The organism is Pseudomonas sp. GW821-FHT12A04, assembly GCF_058807755.1.
In genome coordinates, this window is the sequence record NZ_JBXAQZ010000005.1 from 38,859 (window position 1) to 54,085 (window position 15,227).

Below are 15,227 nucleotides of genomic sequence, written 5' to 3' on the forward strand. Positions count from 1 at the left end.
GGCTCACTGCAACACCGGGCCCTGCCTCAGACAGGACAGCATGCAGCTGGGGTTCTCGACTTCCTGGTTCACGTACACACCACGCTCCGGATCGTAGGAGCGGATAAACACCCGAACCGTGGCGTCGGCCACTGTCGGCAGGCGCGAATCGGAAAACACGTGCTCACTTGAAACCGGAATGAATTCCCTGGGCGCGGTCGGGATGTACGAACCCGGCGGCACAATGTTCATCGACGGTGGTACGGGGTGCGCGAAGGGTTGGTCAGCACCGTAATAGTTGAATTCGCTGCTGTAGTTGGTGGTGGGCATGTCGTCCGCGAGGACGACAGCGGTTGCGCCCAGGCAGACGGCGAGCAAAAGCGTCAGGTAGGTCTTTTTCATGGCAACACCTGCTAAATCGGTTTAACCACACTTCCCCCAAGGTCTTTAACTATAGCTGGCGCCGTGCACAGCCGTCGCTGCCGCGCGGATTACAAGTTCGCAACACCTGCCAGGATGGGGTTGATCTAGACTTCGCCGGTCAAATCGACGACCCGGACCCTGGAGCGTGCAATGGAACTGCCGACAAAAGAACAAGCCATCGCCAGTAACCGCGAGGCCTGGAATGACTCCGCCCGTCACCACAAGGACTCCAGCGAATGGCAAGCCTTGTTGAAAGGCGTGGAAGACGCGGATTTTTCCTGCCTGGACGACACCCTGACCGCTTTGCTGACCCAGACAGGTATCGACGGCAAGGACGTGGTGCAACTAGGCTGCAACAACGGTCGTGAAAGCCTGTCGCTGTTCGCCATGGGCGCGCGCAGCGTGGTGGGCGTCGACCAGTCTGAAGCCTTTCTCGGGCAGGCACGGGAACTGGCGTCCCGATCGCCCCACGCGCCGCAATTCATCGAAGCGGACATTCACCACTTGCCGGCCGGACTGCAGGAGCGCTTTGACCTGGCGCTGATCACCATCGGGGTCTTGAACTGGATGCCGGACATCGGCGAATTCTTCCGCCATGTGGCGCGCACGCTGAAGCCGGGTGGGGCGCTGGTGGTGTACGAAACCCATCCGTTCCTGGAAATGTTCGACCCCGAGGCAGCCGATCCTTTTCGCCCGGCCAGCTCATACTTCCGCCGCGAACCGTTCGTGCAGCACGAACCGATCGTCTACGAAGGCAGGATCGAACAGCCGGCCGCGCCGTCCTACTGGTTCGCCCACACCCTGGGCGACCTCTTCAGCGCCGCCATTGCGGCAGGGCTGCAGATCCGTCACTTCAGGGAATACCCACACTCCAACCGCGAAGAGCTCTATGACCGCTATCAGCAGCAGGCAGCGCAGTTGCCGTTGTGTTTTACGTGGGTGGTGGTGAAACCAGCCACATGACGCGGAAAATCAGTTATAGATTTGAGTGATTGACGGTGTGTCCTGGTTGCGCGCAGAGATCTATGCCCAGGGCATGAATGACCTTCAGGACCGTATCGAAACGAGGTTTTGCTCCCGGCGCGAAGGCCTTGTAGAGGCTTTCGCGACCCATTCCAGAGTCTTTGGCTATCTGTGTCATGCCACGGGCATTCACCACATAGCCGATAGCGCGCAGAAACTCCTCATTGTCACCGTCTGCCAGTACCTGAGAGAGATACTCGCTAATGGCTTCATCACTGTCGAGCAGCGCCGCCATGTCGAAAGTCGTCAAAGTCTGGCTCATGGTTAAACCTCCTTTGCCATTTTTTTTGCGCGTTTGATATCGGCGGTTTGAGATGACTTGTCACCTCCGGCCAGCAGGACAATGACGGCACCGCCTCGCATCGTAAAGTAAACCCGGTATCCGGCACCTACGTCCACGCGCATTTCAGAAACGCCATCACCGACAGGCTTGTTGTCGCCAAGATTACCCGCAGATGCGCGGTCAATGCGACGAGCGATAGCTAGCCTGGCTCGCAAGTCGCGAACCGAGGCGTGCCATGCTGCGAAAGTAGCGGTTTGCTGGACAAGATAATTCATTGCTCGAATGTATCCAAATGGATACGGATGAGCAGTCAGACATTTCCGCGATCAGAGGGTTTTTTTCCGAGGAAGATGTAGGCAACCCCATCGCGAGCAGGCTCGCTCCAACAAGTGCGGGGTGAGCTATTCCAGAACGGCCTGCGCACGGCGAGGTGCGGCGTCTCCCGCAGCGGTATAGGCCACCCGCGGCACACCCGGCAAACGCTGTTCCAGCAACGCGCTCAATGACTCTCCCGGTTCCAGGTAGGCATCGCCGAAGTCGGCGCCGAGCTGGTTCGGGTGGGCGACGATTTCCAGCAATCCATCGGGTGGCGGCTCGGCGTTGCGCAGATCCACCGGGGTGCACACGTAGTCGGCGGTGGCACCGGCCAGATTGCTCAGGCGACGGTTGAGCAGGTCCTTGAACACGCGCTTGGGCAGGCTGAGGTTTTGCCCCAGATTGCGCGCCAGACGCACCGGCACCCCCTGGCGGGCGGCGAAGCGCGCGACGATCTCGCCGATCGGCCAGATATTGTGCACGTGTTGATGGGAGTCCAGGTGGGTGGGGCGCAGGCCGTTGTCCAGGCAGCGCTGCCACTGGGCTTCGAGTTCTTCCAGTACGGCGTTGCGATCCCGGCGCCCGAGCCAGAGGTGGGTGCGGGGCAGGTTGAGGTCGAACACGCCGGCCCCGTCGCAAAACGTCGGGCGCTGCGCAATGCTCTGGCTCAACGGACGGCCATAGGTCAGGTTGAAGTGCAGGCCGATTCGGCCTTCGAGCAATGGATGCCGGGCCAGGACGCAGGCCGCTTCGAACGCCGGCATGTTGGCCATGGCGGTGGCGGAGCTGATGAGCCCGGCCTGGAACGCGCCAAGGATCACCGCGTTTTCGCAGGCACTGAGGCCGAAATCGTCAGCGTTGACTATCACTTGCCGAGGCATGTGCACCCTCCTTGAGTTTTTCCGTAGGCGCAGGCGTGTGGACCGCGGGTGTTGCGACTGCGGCCGCCGCGCGTCGGGTGCGCCATTGCTGCAATCGGGGTTTGAAGCGTTGCCAGACCCGCAAGGCCAGCCCCAGCACCAGACCGCCTGGACGCCAGGAGTAAAAACTCCAGCGCCAGTGTTCCAGTTGCCCGGTCATGCGTTCGTGCAGTTGATGGCTGGAGTTTTCCAGGCTGACCCGCGACGCATCGATCCAGCACCAGTTGTCTTCCAGGCCCCAGCGAATCCACTCTTCGAGCAGCACCCGGCCGCTGCCCAGGTCGGCATATTGCGGCAGGAACGCCAGATTGTAGTCGTACAGTCGACCCTGTTCCAGCAAGCCAAGGCGATAGCTGATGCAGCGCCCCTCCAGCTCCAGCACCACCACGCGCACCAGGCCTCGGGCCGCCAGGGCGGTGAAGGCGCGGTCCATCCACTGGCGATGGCGCGCATCGGAAAAGATCCCGACGCCTTCATCGCCTTTCCAGCTCACCGCTTCGACCTCACTGATTTCTTGCAACAGCGGCCCCATGGTCAGGGCGTCGGGAGTAATCCGCCGCACCTGGGCACCGCACGCGGCGATGCGTTTGCGTGCGCGGCGCAGTTTGTAGCGCGGGTCGCCGGAGACCTCCTGATGGTCGGCCTCGCTGATCAGGTGCACCGGTACTCGACAGCTCAGGCGATGTTCGGCGGTCGAACTCAGCGCCTGCCACGGTGCCAGGGCCTGTACCTGGGCCGTGGAACCGGCCAGTTCGTTGAGTTGCAGCACGGCATGGGGCAGGCGTTGACGGATCAGCGTCAGCGCCTGGCGTAAATTGTCGTCGTCCAGCCTCGTCAGCAGTGCGAGGCGGTCGGCGAGGGGATAGCCCAAATGATGCAGGACCCGAAACGGCAAACGCGCAAAGCGCTCCATGGACGCCACCAGCGGCAGGCACAGCGCCAGTTCGTCACCCTGCCAGCCGAGCAGCACGTGCAACTGCTCGCCGGGTTTGAGTGCCAGTTCCGAGGCGTATAGCCAGGCCAGGGTGTTGAACGGCGTGTGGTCCGTTACGCGCTGGCGCAACGCTTCGTAAGCCTCTACCGGAAAGTCGTGGGTGCACAGCGAAGTGCGCCATTCGAATCGTGCAGACATAAGATCAGCTCGCCTCGGCTGGAACAGGAGAGGGTGCCGGTTTGCGCAAGGCATCCAGGCGTGAACCGCTGTAGCGGGTTTCGCGAAAGAAGCGCCAGCCGAACAGGTGGTAGATGTTCATGATCCGTCCCTGCTCGCGATACCCCATGCGGATGTGCAGCTTGAGCGCGGGAATGTTGTGGGACTCGCAGATATCCACCACTTTGTTGCAGCCCTGATCAGCCATGGCTTTCCACAGGTTCAGCTGGAAATCGACCGACAGCATGGTGCCCCGGTAGGCAGGAATCTGCTCGAGAGCGAACTCGAAGAACTCGCCTGGCTTCACCGGAAACATGCAGCCGTAGTAATGACGGTCGAGATAATCGCGTGTGCTGCCCCAGATAAAGGCCACGGTATCGCCGTTTTCATCCAGGTACATGTGCCCGGTGTACCCTTCGGACGCCAACTCGGCCATGGTGCCCACGCGATCACCGAAGTGCCTGGCGAACGCTACGGCGTTTTGTGGGGTGATGGTTTCCAGTCGCAGCGGTGAATAGGGCCGAAGCTTGTGTGGCGGTACCGGGCTCACCAGGTCGCGTTCCATCCACAACAGTTCTTCGTGGAAAAACACGTAGTGTTTCCACAACTTGCCGACGGTGGCGCGCAGGCCTTTTTGCTTGATGTGATCGCTGAGCTTTTTCAGAGCATTCATGTTTTTGACTCCCGACGGTGTTGGCCGTGAGTGGCGTGACTCAATGCGCGACGAATCGTCCACGCGGTAAAAAATCAATGGCGTTCATGAGGTGCTCCAGCTGAGGGAAAACAGGGTTTCTCCTGGTAAATCGAAGCTGATGCGACCCTCCAGGCATTTGAAGGATGCGTCGCGACTGCGGTTGTCGGCGCCGAAATAGCGCAATGATCCATGGGGCAATGGACATTGCGCGCCAGCCAGGCTCACACGCTGCAAGCGTGAGCCTTTATTGACGCCCAGCAGGTTGCGTTGGTGCCCGGCAGACATGGCCAGCACGTCAACCTCGAAGGCGTCGTTCTCCAGGCGCATGACATCGCGTAGCCAATGCTGGCGGATAAATTGCTGCGCCAGGCCCACGGGCTTGAGCTCGAACTCATCCTTGCCGAGCACGCGCAACATACCCTTGGGATACTCAGGTTCGTCGGCAGCCTGGAACCAGCCGAGCATATCGAGCAAGCCGTCCTGGGAAGCATTGATGATGACCGAGGCCCACCATAACGAGGCGTAGTGGGTTTCCTGATCGTAAGGGCTGAGGCTGGCCCCGCTGGACATGTTGGTCTGGTCCAGCAACAAGGCTTTGCGCGGTCGTCCCTGGGCGTCGAACCCCACCAGCTCTGCCGCTTTGCGTACGCTATCGCGGTAGACACGGGTCGCCAGCAGGTCGCGGACCATCCATTCGTGCCAGGCCAGTGCATCGATCTTGTCGCCGGACTCGGCCAGCAGGCGTCGGGCCCAGTCGATGCCGCGCTTGTCGGCGGCATTGTCGACGAACGGGCCATTGACGAACCGGGAGCTGGCCGGCATGGCGATGCGTACGCCGGCTTTGGCGTTGTCCGGGTTGCTGCGCACTTGCCAGGCCATGCTGTTGAAGATGCGCTTGTAGCTGGCGTAGTCCGGGTAGTTGAGGTTCGGTTCGTCGGCAAAACCGATGTAGTGTGTGCCCTTGCCGCCGAGTGCGCGTGTGGCGGCGAGCCAGGCGTCGAGGCCGGCGTTGCTGGTGGTGTCGGCGCGCAGGTAGGCAAGGCGCTGTCTGCCGGCCAGCAGGGTGATGTCCTGAGTGATGCCCAAGCGATCCTGATACAGCCGGCGGAACACGTCTTCGTAATGCGGCCGCGTCGCCATGATGTCGACCAGACTGTAATAGGTTCCAGCCTGTGGTTGCAGGGCATCGAGCACGGCGAAACCGGAATCCGGCAGTTGCGCATAGGGCAGGGCGATACCCAGGTTCGGGGTCTTGCCGAGCACGTCGTTGTGCAGCGTCAGCCGGGTCTGGCCTTCGTCTTCGCGCAAGGGCTTGAGCTGTTGCGGGTTCTGGGCGAACAGGTTGGCCGTGCCATCGAGCCAGAATGCGACCTTGCCACTACCGCGCAGGTGCAGGCGCCAGACTTGATCGGTAGTTGCAACGGGCAACTCGACTTTGTCGAACTGCCAATAGATGGGGTACGGCTTTAGAGAAAGTGAAAGTTGTTGGCCGTCACTCACGCGTTGCGCTTGCAACGCGCCGACGCCGCCGTGGAATTTACCGGCCAGCACCGCGTGCTCACCGGCCGCGACCTTGAAATACAACTCGTCACCGTCCCGGGGCTCGGCGCTGAAATGCACCTTGGCCGGGGCGAACAGTGCGACGGTGTGGTCGTCGTGCTCAACCGTATAACGGCGGAAGCTGTAGCCAGGAATTTCCAGTCGATAACTGGCGGCGTCCGGCGCCAGGTTCCAGCGTTGACTACCGCGGGGCTCATTGGCGGCAATCAGTCGTTCGCTCTGGAGTTTGCCCTGGCCGTCGAGCAAGTAGAGGTGTTCTTCGTTGGCTTCAGCCTGCCACACCGGGGTCCAGAGCACGGTCAGGGTGTCGGGGCGGTCCGTTTGCAGGTACAGGCTGCCGTCGCGGATATCGGCCCAACGCATGGGCGCAGCTTCGGCGCTCAGCCCGAGTCCAAGACTCACCAGCAATAACAGGTGTTTCATGCCGATTTCCGTTGCAGCATCAGCAGCATCGGCGCGATGTCGCCGGGCAGGACGATGAGCGTTTGCCAGACCGGCACGTGGCTCAACCGGCAATACACCACCAACAGCGCCAGGGTCACGGCCAGGTACGCGATAGAGGACGCCGCTGCTGCGCCGACGATGCCGTAGGTCGGGATCAGCAGCACATTGAGCGCCAGGTTGAGCAGGGCGCTGAGGCCCATCAACAACGAAATCGTGCCGGGCCGGTTTTTGCCCAGCAGGTCCAGGCGCAGAATGCTCGCATAGCACAGGCCCAACAGGCCTGGCAGCAGCGCCAGCAACGCCGGGTATGCAGGCTGGTAGGCCTCGCCAAACAGCGTCACGATCAACCATTCACCCACCACAGCCATGCTCAGGCAAGCGCCGATCATCACCGTAGCGGTCAAGCGCAAGGCCAGTGGCGTGACTTTTTCGATGCCTTCTTCCTGTTGCAGCAGGCGCTTCATCAGCGGCGTGGTCACTGCTTCCGGAACGATCAGCAGCAACTCGGCGGCCGCGCTGGCCATGGCGTAGTGACCCAGTGCCGTGGTGCCGAGCAGGGCGCCGATGATCAGGAAGTCGGAGCGCAGGATCATTTGCTGGAACAGCAGGTCCGGATGGCTACGGGCGCTGTAGCGCAGCAATTCGTTTTGACTGGCGCGGTCCCATTGCAGGCTCAACGGATGCTCACGCTTGAGCCAGACCCAACCGGCCAGCACCACCAGGCTGATCCCCGCCAGCCAACTGATCAACGCCGCTTCCAGGGCCGCGCTTTTCCACATCCAGAACAGGGCAAGGAACACCAGCAGCGGCGCCAGCGACTCGATCAGGCGCAAGGCATTGAAGGCGACCACGCCGCCCGAGGCGTTGTGCAGGGTCAGCAAACCGCTTTTGAGCACGGTCAGCGGCACCGCCAGCAGCAACAGCCAGGCGAGCAGGCCCAATTGCGTGGTGATCTCCAGTTTACTGCCGAACTCGCGGGTCAGCGCCACCACCGCCAAGGTCAGCAACGCTGCCAGCAGACAACCGAACAGCAGCACCTGGCTGAGCAGCAAACCCATCGGTCGTTGCTTGGCCGCCTGATAGCCTACCGCTGAATTCAAGCCGCCGCTGGTGGCCGCGCTGATCAGGTCGGGCAGGGCGCTGAGCAAGGCAAACAAACCCCGTTCGCTGGGGCCGAGAATTCGCGCCAGCAACACGTTGCGCAGCAAGCGCAGGGCGATCATCGCCAGTTTGGTGCCCATGCTCAGGGCCAGGTGCTTGAGGTAGTTGTTGCCGCTCATGGGCGTACACCACGGTAGATGCGCCAGGACAGCAACCCGGGATTGCGCGCGGTACGCTGGCTGACGCCGAAGCGTGGCAGGGCCAGTGGATCTTCGGCCCCTCGATAAATGCCGGTGCCGGTACCCAGGGCAAACGGGAAGTCATGCCTGGCCACCTGTTGGCGCACCCGCGCATCGTTGTCGCCATTGGGGTAGCAGTAAACCGGCAATGGCTGGTTGCAGCCGTGGAGCAGCGCCTGGCGACTGCGGCTCAGCTCTTCATCCAGGCGTTGATCGTCGAGACCGGTGAGGATGGCGTGGCTGGCACCGTGGGGGCCGAAGCGCACCAGGCCGGACGCTTCCAGGTGGCGCACTTGCTGCCAGTCCAGCGCCTGGGGCAACGACTCGTGCGGGCAGTCGTCGGTCAGGCGATTGAGGTCCAGCGGCGACAGGGTTTTCAGGCTCTGCAAAAAGTTCAGCAACGCTAGGCTGCGGCGTTGCCGATCCGGGTCATCGCACCGTGTCGGCAACGGGCGCCCCAGGTGCTGCAAGCGTTCGATCAGTTTCTGCCGTGCCTGTTCGCCATGGCTGTTCCACAGGGTTTCGCCGATGCTTTCCCACCAGAACCGCTGGCGGCTACCGATGAAGTCGGTGGACAGAAAGATGCTCGCCGGCACCTGGTGTTTTTGCAGCAGCGGGAAGGCATTCAGCGCGTTGTCGCGCCAGCCGTCGTCGAAGGTCAGCGCCACTTTCGGTCGCTCCGAGCGCGCACCCGGTTGCAGAATGTCCATCAGCGGCACGCAGTCGAAGTGTTTTTTCAACCACACCAGCAAATGTTCAAACGCTTTTGGCCCGACGCACAGTTCATTGCGGTGGGGCAGTTCGGCGGCCTGGTCGCTGGCCAGCACTCGGTGCAACATCAGGATCACACCGGCGCCGTGCAGTTGCTTGCGCCCCACCGGGGAGTTGAGGTACAGCCAGCCACTGGTGCGTTTCAACAGTTGTTTGATCGCCACGGCACGCGCCTCTCATCGATTTTGCTCGGGGTTCCATTGGGCGTAACGCTGACCGCGCAGGAACTGCCACAGGCCGATGCTCATCCCGGCAAGGGTCACCAGGAGGAACGCGGCCAGGCGAAAGGGTTTGGGCAAGCGGTGTTGCGAATCCAGCAGGCCGGCAATGGCCATCGTGTAACCGAGCAGTTGTGCGATCAGGCTCAGACGATAAAAGCCGTGATCCTCCCACAGCCAGAAATTGCTCAGCAGCAACGGCAACAACAGGATCGGCGCCAGCCGCCGGATCAGCTTGTGGCTGATCAAGGCAATCGCATACAGGCCGTGGGTCAGCGGATTCAGCAACTCCCGGCGTTGGGCCAGGCTTTGCAGGCCACCCACCGTGACCCGCTGACGGCGACGGAATTGCTTGTCGGCTTCGTCCACACCCTGGTCGATTACCCGGGCCTGGGGCACGTAGACAATCCGCTTGAACGCGACCGGCGCGCAGGTGCTGATAAAAAAATCGTCGTTGACCTCCGCCGGAACGTTCTGGAACAACTCGCGGCGCAAGGCGAGCAATGCGCCGTCGGCGGAGACCATGCAGCCGGTGCGATTTTCCACGTAGCGCAGCCAACCTTCATAGTGCCGATACAGGCTGTCGCCAACGCTCAACCCCTTTCCTGTCACCGGGATCACCATGTGCCCGGCGCAGCCACCGACCTGCGGGTCGTTGAGCGGCGCAAGCAAATGGCCGAGGGTGTCGGTGGACCACTGGTTGTCGGCGTCGGTGAACACCAGGATTGCGCCGCTGCTGATCGCGACCCCGGCATTGAGCGTCGCCGCCTTGCCCTGGCGGGGCAGATCGAGCACGGTGATGCGCGGGTCCTCGACCCGGTGAGCGCAGGCCACGGTGTCATCGGTCGAGCCGTCACTGGCGAGGATGATTTGCAGTGAGCGGGCCTGATAATCCTGGGCCAGCACGGTGCGCAGTTTTTCTTCGATATGCCGCGCTTCGTTGTGCGCGGCAATCACGATGCTCACGTCCATCGGTTGTGCCGGTCCTTGGCGCGGTGCCGGGTAAAACGGTGCCAGCAACGTCAATAACAGGGGATAACCGAGGTAGGCGTAAACCGGTAGCAACAGGCACAACCAGAAAATGAATTCAGCCACGGGCGGGCCTCCTGGCATTCCAATGACAAAGGCTGAGGATGAGCCCGGCGCCCGCCAGGTGCAGGCGTACCCAGTGCAGGCCCCAGAGTTGCAGGGTCAGGAGCGTGTCGCGGTGCCTGGCGCTCTGACGCAGGCTCAGTGCCAGGGCGGGCAGGACGGTCAGCAGCAGCATCAGCAGCGAATGATGGGGGAACCCGTCGAACAGGGCGGAAATGGCCATGAAATCGATCAACCAGGCGGCAATCGACAGCAACGGAAAACGCAGCAAGCGCAGGCTCGGGCCATGGGTGCGCAGCAGTTGCAGATGACTGCCCTGGCGCCATAATTCCTTGCCCATCCATTCCCGCCAACTGCCTTCGTAGCCCCAATGCAGCGCCACGCTTTGGTTGACTGCGAGCAGTTTCGCGCCCGCGTCGACCAGGCGCATGGTCAGTTCCTTGTCCTCGCCGGTGCGCAGTTGTTCATTGAAACCACCGACCTTGTCGAACCAGCGACGGCGCATCAGCAGGTTGCAAGTGGGCAGCCATTGCACGACATGCAGCGGCTGCGTATCGGGACGCAAGGTGCGACGCTGCCAGGCGTCGGCGTACCACGGCGCTTCGGCCGGGGTGTGCAGGTCAATGCCGATGACATCGGCCTGGCCGCCGGACTCGAGGTCGAACAACAGCTTGAGCCAGTTCTCGGGCATCTCGACGTCGGCATCGATAAAGGCCAGCCATTCGCCGCTGGTGATCGCCGCTCCGCGATTGCGCAATGCACCGATGAGCAGGCCGGGCAGGACCAGCACCTGGGCGCCGAACTGTCGGGCAATGTCCGGGCCCTGGTCATCGGAGCCGTTGTCCACCACGATCAACTCGCATTCGACGTTGGCCGCCTCGGCGGCATGTCGTGCCGCTTGCAGGGTCCGGGCGATGTGCCGGGCCTCGTTGTACATCGGGATGATGATGCTGATGCGGTTCATGCCCTGACCTCCGTCGGCGGGGGTTCTTCGGCTTTAGTGCGCAGCACGCTGGTCAACGCGAGCATGATCCACAGGTACTTGTGATTCGGTGCGCTGAGGAACATCAGGAACAACGTCAACGACAGAAAACTCATGCTCAGGTGGGTCATCAGATCAGCCTGATGCCCAGTTCCTCGCAATAGCCAGGCGCGGCGGGCGCGGATCAGGTTGTACAAACCCAGGGCGAGCATGCCGACGAACATCAGGCCGGCGGGAATCCCCAGTTCACTGAAGATCTCCAGGTAGGTGTTGTGGGCGCGACGGTACAGGTCATCGGTCTTGCCGGTCATGGCAAAGGTCTTGGCATAACCGGTGGTAGCGTAGTGCAGCGGGAACGTGCCGGGGCCGGTGCCAAGCAAGGGGTTCTCGGCGATCATGGCGCTGCCGACCACAATGTAGGAGGCACGACGGCCCAGTGACGGGTCCTGACTCTTGGCCCCGGAGCTGAGGATGCTCAGCGACTGGATGCGTTCCACGTAACCGGCCGGCATCGCATAGAGCCCCAGCGAAATCACAATCGCCAGGCCGAACATGGCAAAGCCCAGGTGGCGTGGACGAATATGTGGCAACTGCGCGCGGTAGTGCCACGCGCCGATCAACAGGCTGAGGAGCAACACCACCAGTCCCGAACGGGATTCGGTCTTGGTCATGCCGCCCAGCAGCAAGAGGGTACAGCCCCCCCAGAACAACCGGTGCAACCGGTTCGGGCTGCGGACCACCAGCAACAGCGCCATGGGTACGGCGAAGGCGATCATCAGGGCAAAGTCGTTCGGGTCATTGAGCATCCCGGACGCACGGCCGTCGTCCTGGTATTTGGCAGAGAACATCGCCATGGCGCAGGTCGCCGCGACACTGATGGCAACCAGTTTGGCGAACATGTCGAGGTTCAACTCACGCCCGACCAGCAGGGTGATGACAAACAGAATCAGGCCGACGCTCAATTCGCGCAGGTGGCCCAGGGAGAAGCCCATGTCGTCGGTGTTCAACAGGCTCAGCAGGTACAGCACCATGAACCCGACCAGGAAACGCCAGATATTGCTGCGCAGGCGCTCGCTCGGCAGTTGGTGAGTCGCCAGTTGCAGCGTCAGGATCAGCGCCAGCGAAGCCCCGAGGAATTTGGAGCCCGACAGTGAGCTGTCTTTGAACAGACCTTCGAAAGGCAGGATGGCGACAATGCCCAACAGGCCCCAGGCCGGCTTGCGGTACAGCACCGCGACACCCACCAGGCCCAGTACCGCTCCCGGCGCCAGATACGGATAAGGGCTGGCCAGCAAACCGAGGCAGACCAGGCCGAGCAAACTGACGATCGAGAGCGGAACAATCACGGGTGTGCCTCTCGTGCAGTCCGGATGTAAAGCTGCGACCAGCGTTCGGCCAGGACCTTGAGGTCGTAGCGATCCCGTTGCGTACGTTTTGCGTTGTCGATCAACTCCCCGGCCAGGGCCGGGTCACCCAGCAGCGTGCCGATCTGGCGGGCGAGGGCGGTACTGTCGGTGGGCGTGGCCAGCAGGCCGTTGTGGCGGTCCTGCAAGACATCGGGAATCCCGCCGACGCCGAAGGCCACCACCGGCACTCCGGCCTGCATCGCTTCGAGCAGAATCATGGGCGTGCCTTCGGTGCGCGAGCTGATCACCAACGCATCGAGTTGCCGCCACCAGGCGCCCATGTCGGTCTGGTAGCCCGCCAGTGTGATGCGCGCCTGCAAGCCTGCCTCGTCGATCCGCGTCTGCAGGCTTTCGCGCTCCGGCCCGTCACCGAGCATCACAGCGTCCAGTTGCGGGTACTGCTGACACAACGGGATCAGCGCATCGAGAAACAGGTCAGGGCCTTTTTCGCTACTCAGGCGCCCGACGTAACCAGCCAGCCAGCGTTGACGCTCGCCACTGTGCGGCAGCAAGTCGTGGGCCGCCGGCAGGCCATTGGGGATCACCTGCAGTTTGTCCGTGCGCACATTGGCCTGACGGTGCAGCGCGGCAATGCTTTCGGCGACACACACCACCCGGTTCACCGAGGCCGTGCGGCACAGTTGCAGGCTCAGCCAGGTGTAGAACTTCTGCTTGCGACTGCGTGGGGTGAAGCCGTGCTGGGTGATCACCAGTGGCAGGCGCAACAGCGTAGCGCCGATCCAGCCGAACAACAGACCCTTGAAGTTGTGCGTATTGATCAGTGGCCGCTGGTTCCGTCGCTGGCGCAAATGCCCCAGCAACGCGACCAGGCCTGCACAGCCGAGGCAATCGACACCGGCCTCGCGAAATCGCGCGATCAGTTCTGGCGGCGCATCGAGAAACAGCACCTGGTGCTGCCCCGGCGTCGCCAGGCAATGATCCAGCAGCATCCGCTCGGCCCCATAGAAGCCGCCGCTGCTGAGCAAATGAATGATCGGCAGGTCGTGGGTGGTGCCGAGCGGCGCGTTCAATTGCGCACCCAATGTACGAGGGCCGGTACGCTCCAGCTCTTGTGCGGATTGTTTGGCAGGGTGCTTTGATCATTGATCACCAGCAGCACCGGCAAGCCCAGTTCATGGGTGATTTGCGCAGGGTGCTTGAAGCGGTGGTCGAAGAACTCACGCACATAGACCAGGGCAATCGCCAGCAGCAAACCGGTGAACACTCCGAACGGAATGATCAGCATCGGCTTTGGGAACGCCGCTTCGGTCGGTTCGAACGGCGGGCTGAGTACCCGTGCGTTGGACAGGTCGTTGTCCAGTGCGCGCGCGGTGCTGCTTTCGGCGAAGCGCTGGGCATAGGTGGCGAACGCCTTGTGCAGCGCGTTGATTTCGGTGTCCATCTGCCGCAGCTTGCTCCGGGTTTCCTGCAACTGGTGGATACGATTCTTGAACTCGGCAATGCGCGCGGTTTTCTGCTCGATGACCGAGCTGATCGTCGCCAGGTCGCTGGTGCGCTCCTGAATCCGGTTGCTGACAATCTTCAGGAATTGCCCACGGGCCCGGATGATTTGCTCGCGGGTCATTTGCATCGGCTCACTGCCGGGCTGAAAGACCGCCAGGTCGTCCATATAGCGGCTGACCAGGGTCGTCAGTTGCTCACCCAGTTGCTTGATCTCGCGGTCTTCGAAAGCGACGCTGTCGACCGTGGTGGTGAAGGTGTAGGGGAAGGTGTAGTCGGTGAATCTGGCGTTGTTGGCGGTCGCCAGGCTGGTTTTCAGGTAATCGAGCCAGCGCTGGCTTTGCAGCAGTCGGTCCTGATACAGGTTGAGCGCCTGCTCCTCGGTGTTGATCGCGTTGAGGCGGAACGTGATTTCTTCCTTGGGGTCGGACGAACCGATGCTTTCGAGCAAGGCCAGGCGATTGGCTTCCAGGCCATCGAGACGCACCTGGTACTGCAACTTCTTGGTTTCGTAGAAGCTCTGCGGCAGGTCGATCGATTGCATTTCCTGGCGGCTGACCAGGTAGTTCTGCAGCAGGGCGGTGACGAACCGGGTGCCCTGGGCCGGGTCAGGGAAGCGGTAGACGATCGAGATCACGTTGGAGCCCGGCAAGGTTTCCACCTTCAGGGCAGAGGACGCTTGCTGCGTGAGGGCATCGAGCACGGTGTCGCGTACCGGATCGGTCTGCAGTCCGAGCAGGTTGCGAACCGGGTTGGTCACGTGTTCGCGAACGGGATTGGTGACAAACCGTTTGAACGGCTGCACCAGCAGTTTGTTGAAGGCGCTCACGGGTAGCGTGTACTCACCCTTTTCGCGCAACTCGCTGATGGTCTGGCGGATCAAGGCCGGCGAACGCAGGATGTTGCTCTCGGTCTCCATGTCCGCCAGCGACGGTGGAATGAAGGAAGCGTTTTCCTGATTGAGGGTGCTGGTGGCATCCCCCTGGGAGATTTTCTTGGACTGCACGATCACCTGGGCGGTGATATCGAAACTCTGCTTGAGCAACAGCGGCAAGACCACGGCGATCACGGCAAAGACCAGGAAAACTCGCTTCACCAGCTGCTTGTTGGCGAAGAAGATCCTGAAGAACTCATGCAGGTAGTTTTCCTTTGGATTCATTGGCCAC

15 protein-coding genes are annotated in these 15,227 nt (G+C 61.9%); 1 reads left to right on the top strand and 14 read right to left on the bottom strand.

Annotated features, from left to right (window positions below):
• Positions 1-3 precede the first annotated feature (3 nt).
• Complete coding sequence (locus AC1RS8_RS09630) at positions 4-381, bottom strand: hypothetical protein (RefSeq protein WP_489338763.1); 378 nt, start codon at positions 379-381, stop codon at positions 4-6.
• Positions 382-552: 171 nt separating this feature from the next.
• On the opposite strand from AC1RS8_RS09630, the gene AC1RS8_RS09635 reads away from it, so the two are divergent.
• A complete protein-coding gene (locus AC1RS8_RS09635; RefSeq protein WP_489338762.1) occupies positions 553-1,365 on the top strand; it encodes a class I SAM-dependent methyltransferase in 813 nt (270 codons plus the stop codon).
• A 13-nt stretch (positions 1,366-1,378) separates the two neighbouring features.
• Here AC1RS8_RS09635 and AC1RS8_RS09640 read toward each other — a convergent pair whose 3' ends face one another.
• The 13 genes from AC1RS8_RS09640 to AC1RS8_RS09700 form a co-directional block, all read right to left on the bottom strand.
• Positions 1,379-1,687, bottom strand: a complete 309-nt coding sequence (locus AC1RS8_RS09640; protein WP_489338761.1) for an addiction module antidote protein — start codon at positions 1,685-1,687, stop codon at positions 1,379-1,381.
• A 2-nt stretch (positions 1,688-1,689) separates the two neighbouring features.
• Positions 1,690-1,983, bottom strand: a complete 294-nt coding sequence (locus AC1RS8_RS09645; protein ID WP_057397259.1) for a type II toxin-antitoxin system RelE/ParE family toxin — start codon at positions 1,981-1,983, stop codon at positions 1,690-1,692.
• A 126-nt stretch (positions 1,984-2,109) separates the two neighbouring features.
• Positions 2,110-2,904, bottom strand: a complete 795-nt coding sequence (locus AC1RS8_RS09650) for a ChbG/HpnK family deacetylase (RefSeq protein ID WP_218496388.1) — start codon at positions 2,902-2,904, stop codon at positions 2,110-2,112.
• Positions 2,876-4,075, bottom strand: coding sequence for a GNAT family N-acetyltransferase (locus tag AC1RS8_RS09655; RefSeq protein ID WP_429521541.1), 1,200 nt, complete (start codon positions 4,073-4,075; stop codon positions 2,876-2,878). The genes AC1RS8_RS09650 and AC1RS8_RS09655 overlap by 29 nt, the downstream gene beginning before the upstream one ends.
• A gap of 4 nt (positions 4,076-4,079) precedes the next feature.
• The gene (locus AC1RS8_RS09660; RefSeq protein ID WP_489338760.1) at positions 4,080-4,766 is read right to left on the bottom strand and encodes an N-acetyltransferase; all 687 of its coding nucleotides are present in this window, start codon (positions 4,764-4,766) and stop codon (positions 4,080-4,082) included.
• A gap of 84 nt (positions 4,767-4,850) precedes the next feature.
• Complete coding sequence (locus AC1RS8_RS09665) at positions 4,851-6,770, bottom strand: hypothetical protein (RefSeq protein WP_340313823.1); 1,920 nt, start codon at positions 6,768-6,770, stop codon at positions 4,851-4,853.
• Entirely contained in the window at positions 6,767-8,071 is a 1,305-nt protein-coding gene (locus tag AC1RS8_RS09670; protein WP_489338759.1) for a lipopolysaccharide biosynthesis protein, read from the bottom strand. Before AC1RS8_RS09670 ends, AC1RS8_RS09665 begins: the two co-directional genes overlap by 4 nt.
• Positions 8,068-9,066 carry a polysaccharide deacetylase family protein gene (locus AC1RS8_RS09675; RefSeq protein ID WP_489338758.1) on the bottom strand — a complete coding sequence of 333 codons (999 nt, stop codon included), beginning with the start codon at positions 9,064-9,066 and terminating at the stop codon, positions 8,068-8,070. The genes AC1RS8_RS09670 and AC1RS8_RS09675 overlap by 4 nt, the downstream gene beginning before the upstream one ends.
• Positions 9,067-9,078: 12 nt before the next feature.
• Entirely contained in the window at positions 9,079-10,215 is a 1,137-nt protein-coding gene (locus AC1RS8_RS09680) for a glycosyltransferase (RefSeq protein WP_090456401.1), read from the bottom strand.
• Positions 10,208-11,176 (bottom strand): glycosyltransferase, encoded by a 969-nt coding sequence (locus AC1RS8_RS09685; RefSeq protein WP_489338757.1) that lies wholly within the window; start codon positions 11,174-11,176, stop codon positions 10,208-10,210. The genes AC1RS8_RS09680 and AC1RS8_RS09685 overlap by 8 nt, the downstream gene beginning before the upstream one ends.
• Complete coding sequence (locus AC1RS8_RS09690) at positions 11,173-12,540, bottom strand: O-antigen ligase family protein (protein ID WP_489338756.1); 1,368 nt, start codon at positions 12,538-12,540, stop codon at positions 11,173-11,175. The genes AC1RS8_RS09685 and AC1RS8_RS09690 overlap by 4 nt, the downstream gene beginning before the upstream one ends.
• Positions 12,537-13,631, bottom strand: coding sequence for a glycosyltransferase family 4 protein (locus AC1RS8_RS09695; protein WP_090457944.1), 1,095 nt, complete (start codon positions 13,629-13,631; stop codon positions 12,537-12,539). The genes AC1RS8_RS09690 and AC1RS8_RS09695 overlap by 4 nt, the downstream gene beginning before the upstream one ends.
• Positions 13,628-15,220, bottom strand: coding sequence for a GumC family protein (locus AC1RS8_RS09700; RefSeq protein ID WP_349736949.1), 1,593 nt, complete (start codon positions 15,218-15,220; stop codon positions 13,628-13,630). The genes AC1RS8_RS09695 and AC1RS8_RS09700 overlap by 4 nt, the downstream gene beginning before the upstream one ends.
• Positions 15,221-15,227: the final 7 nt, after the last annotated feature.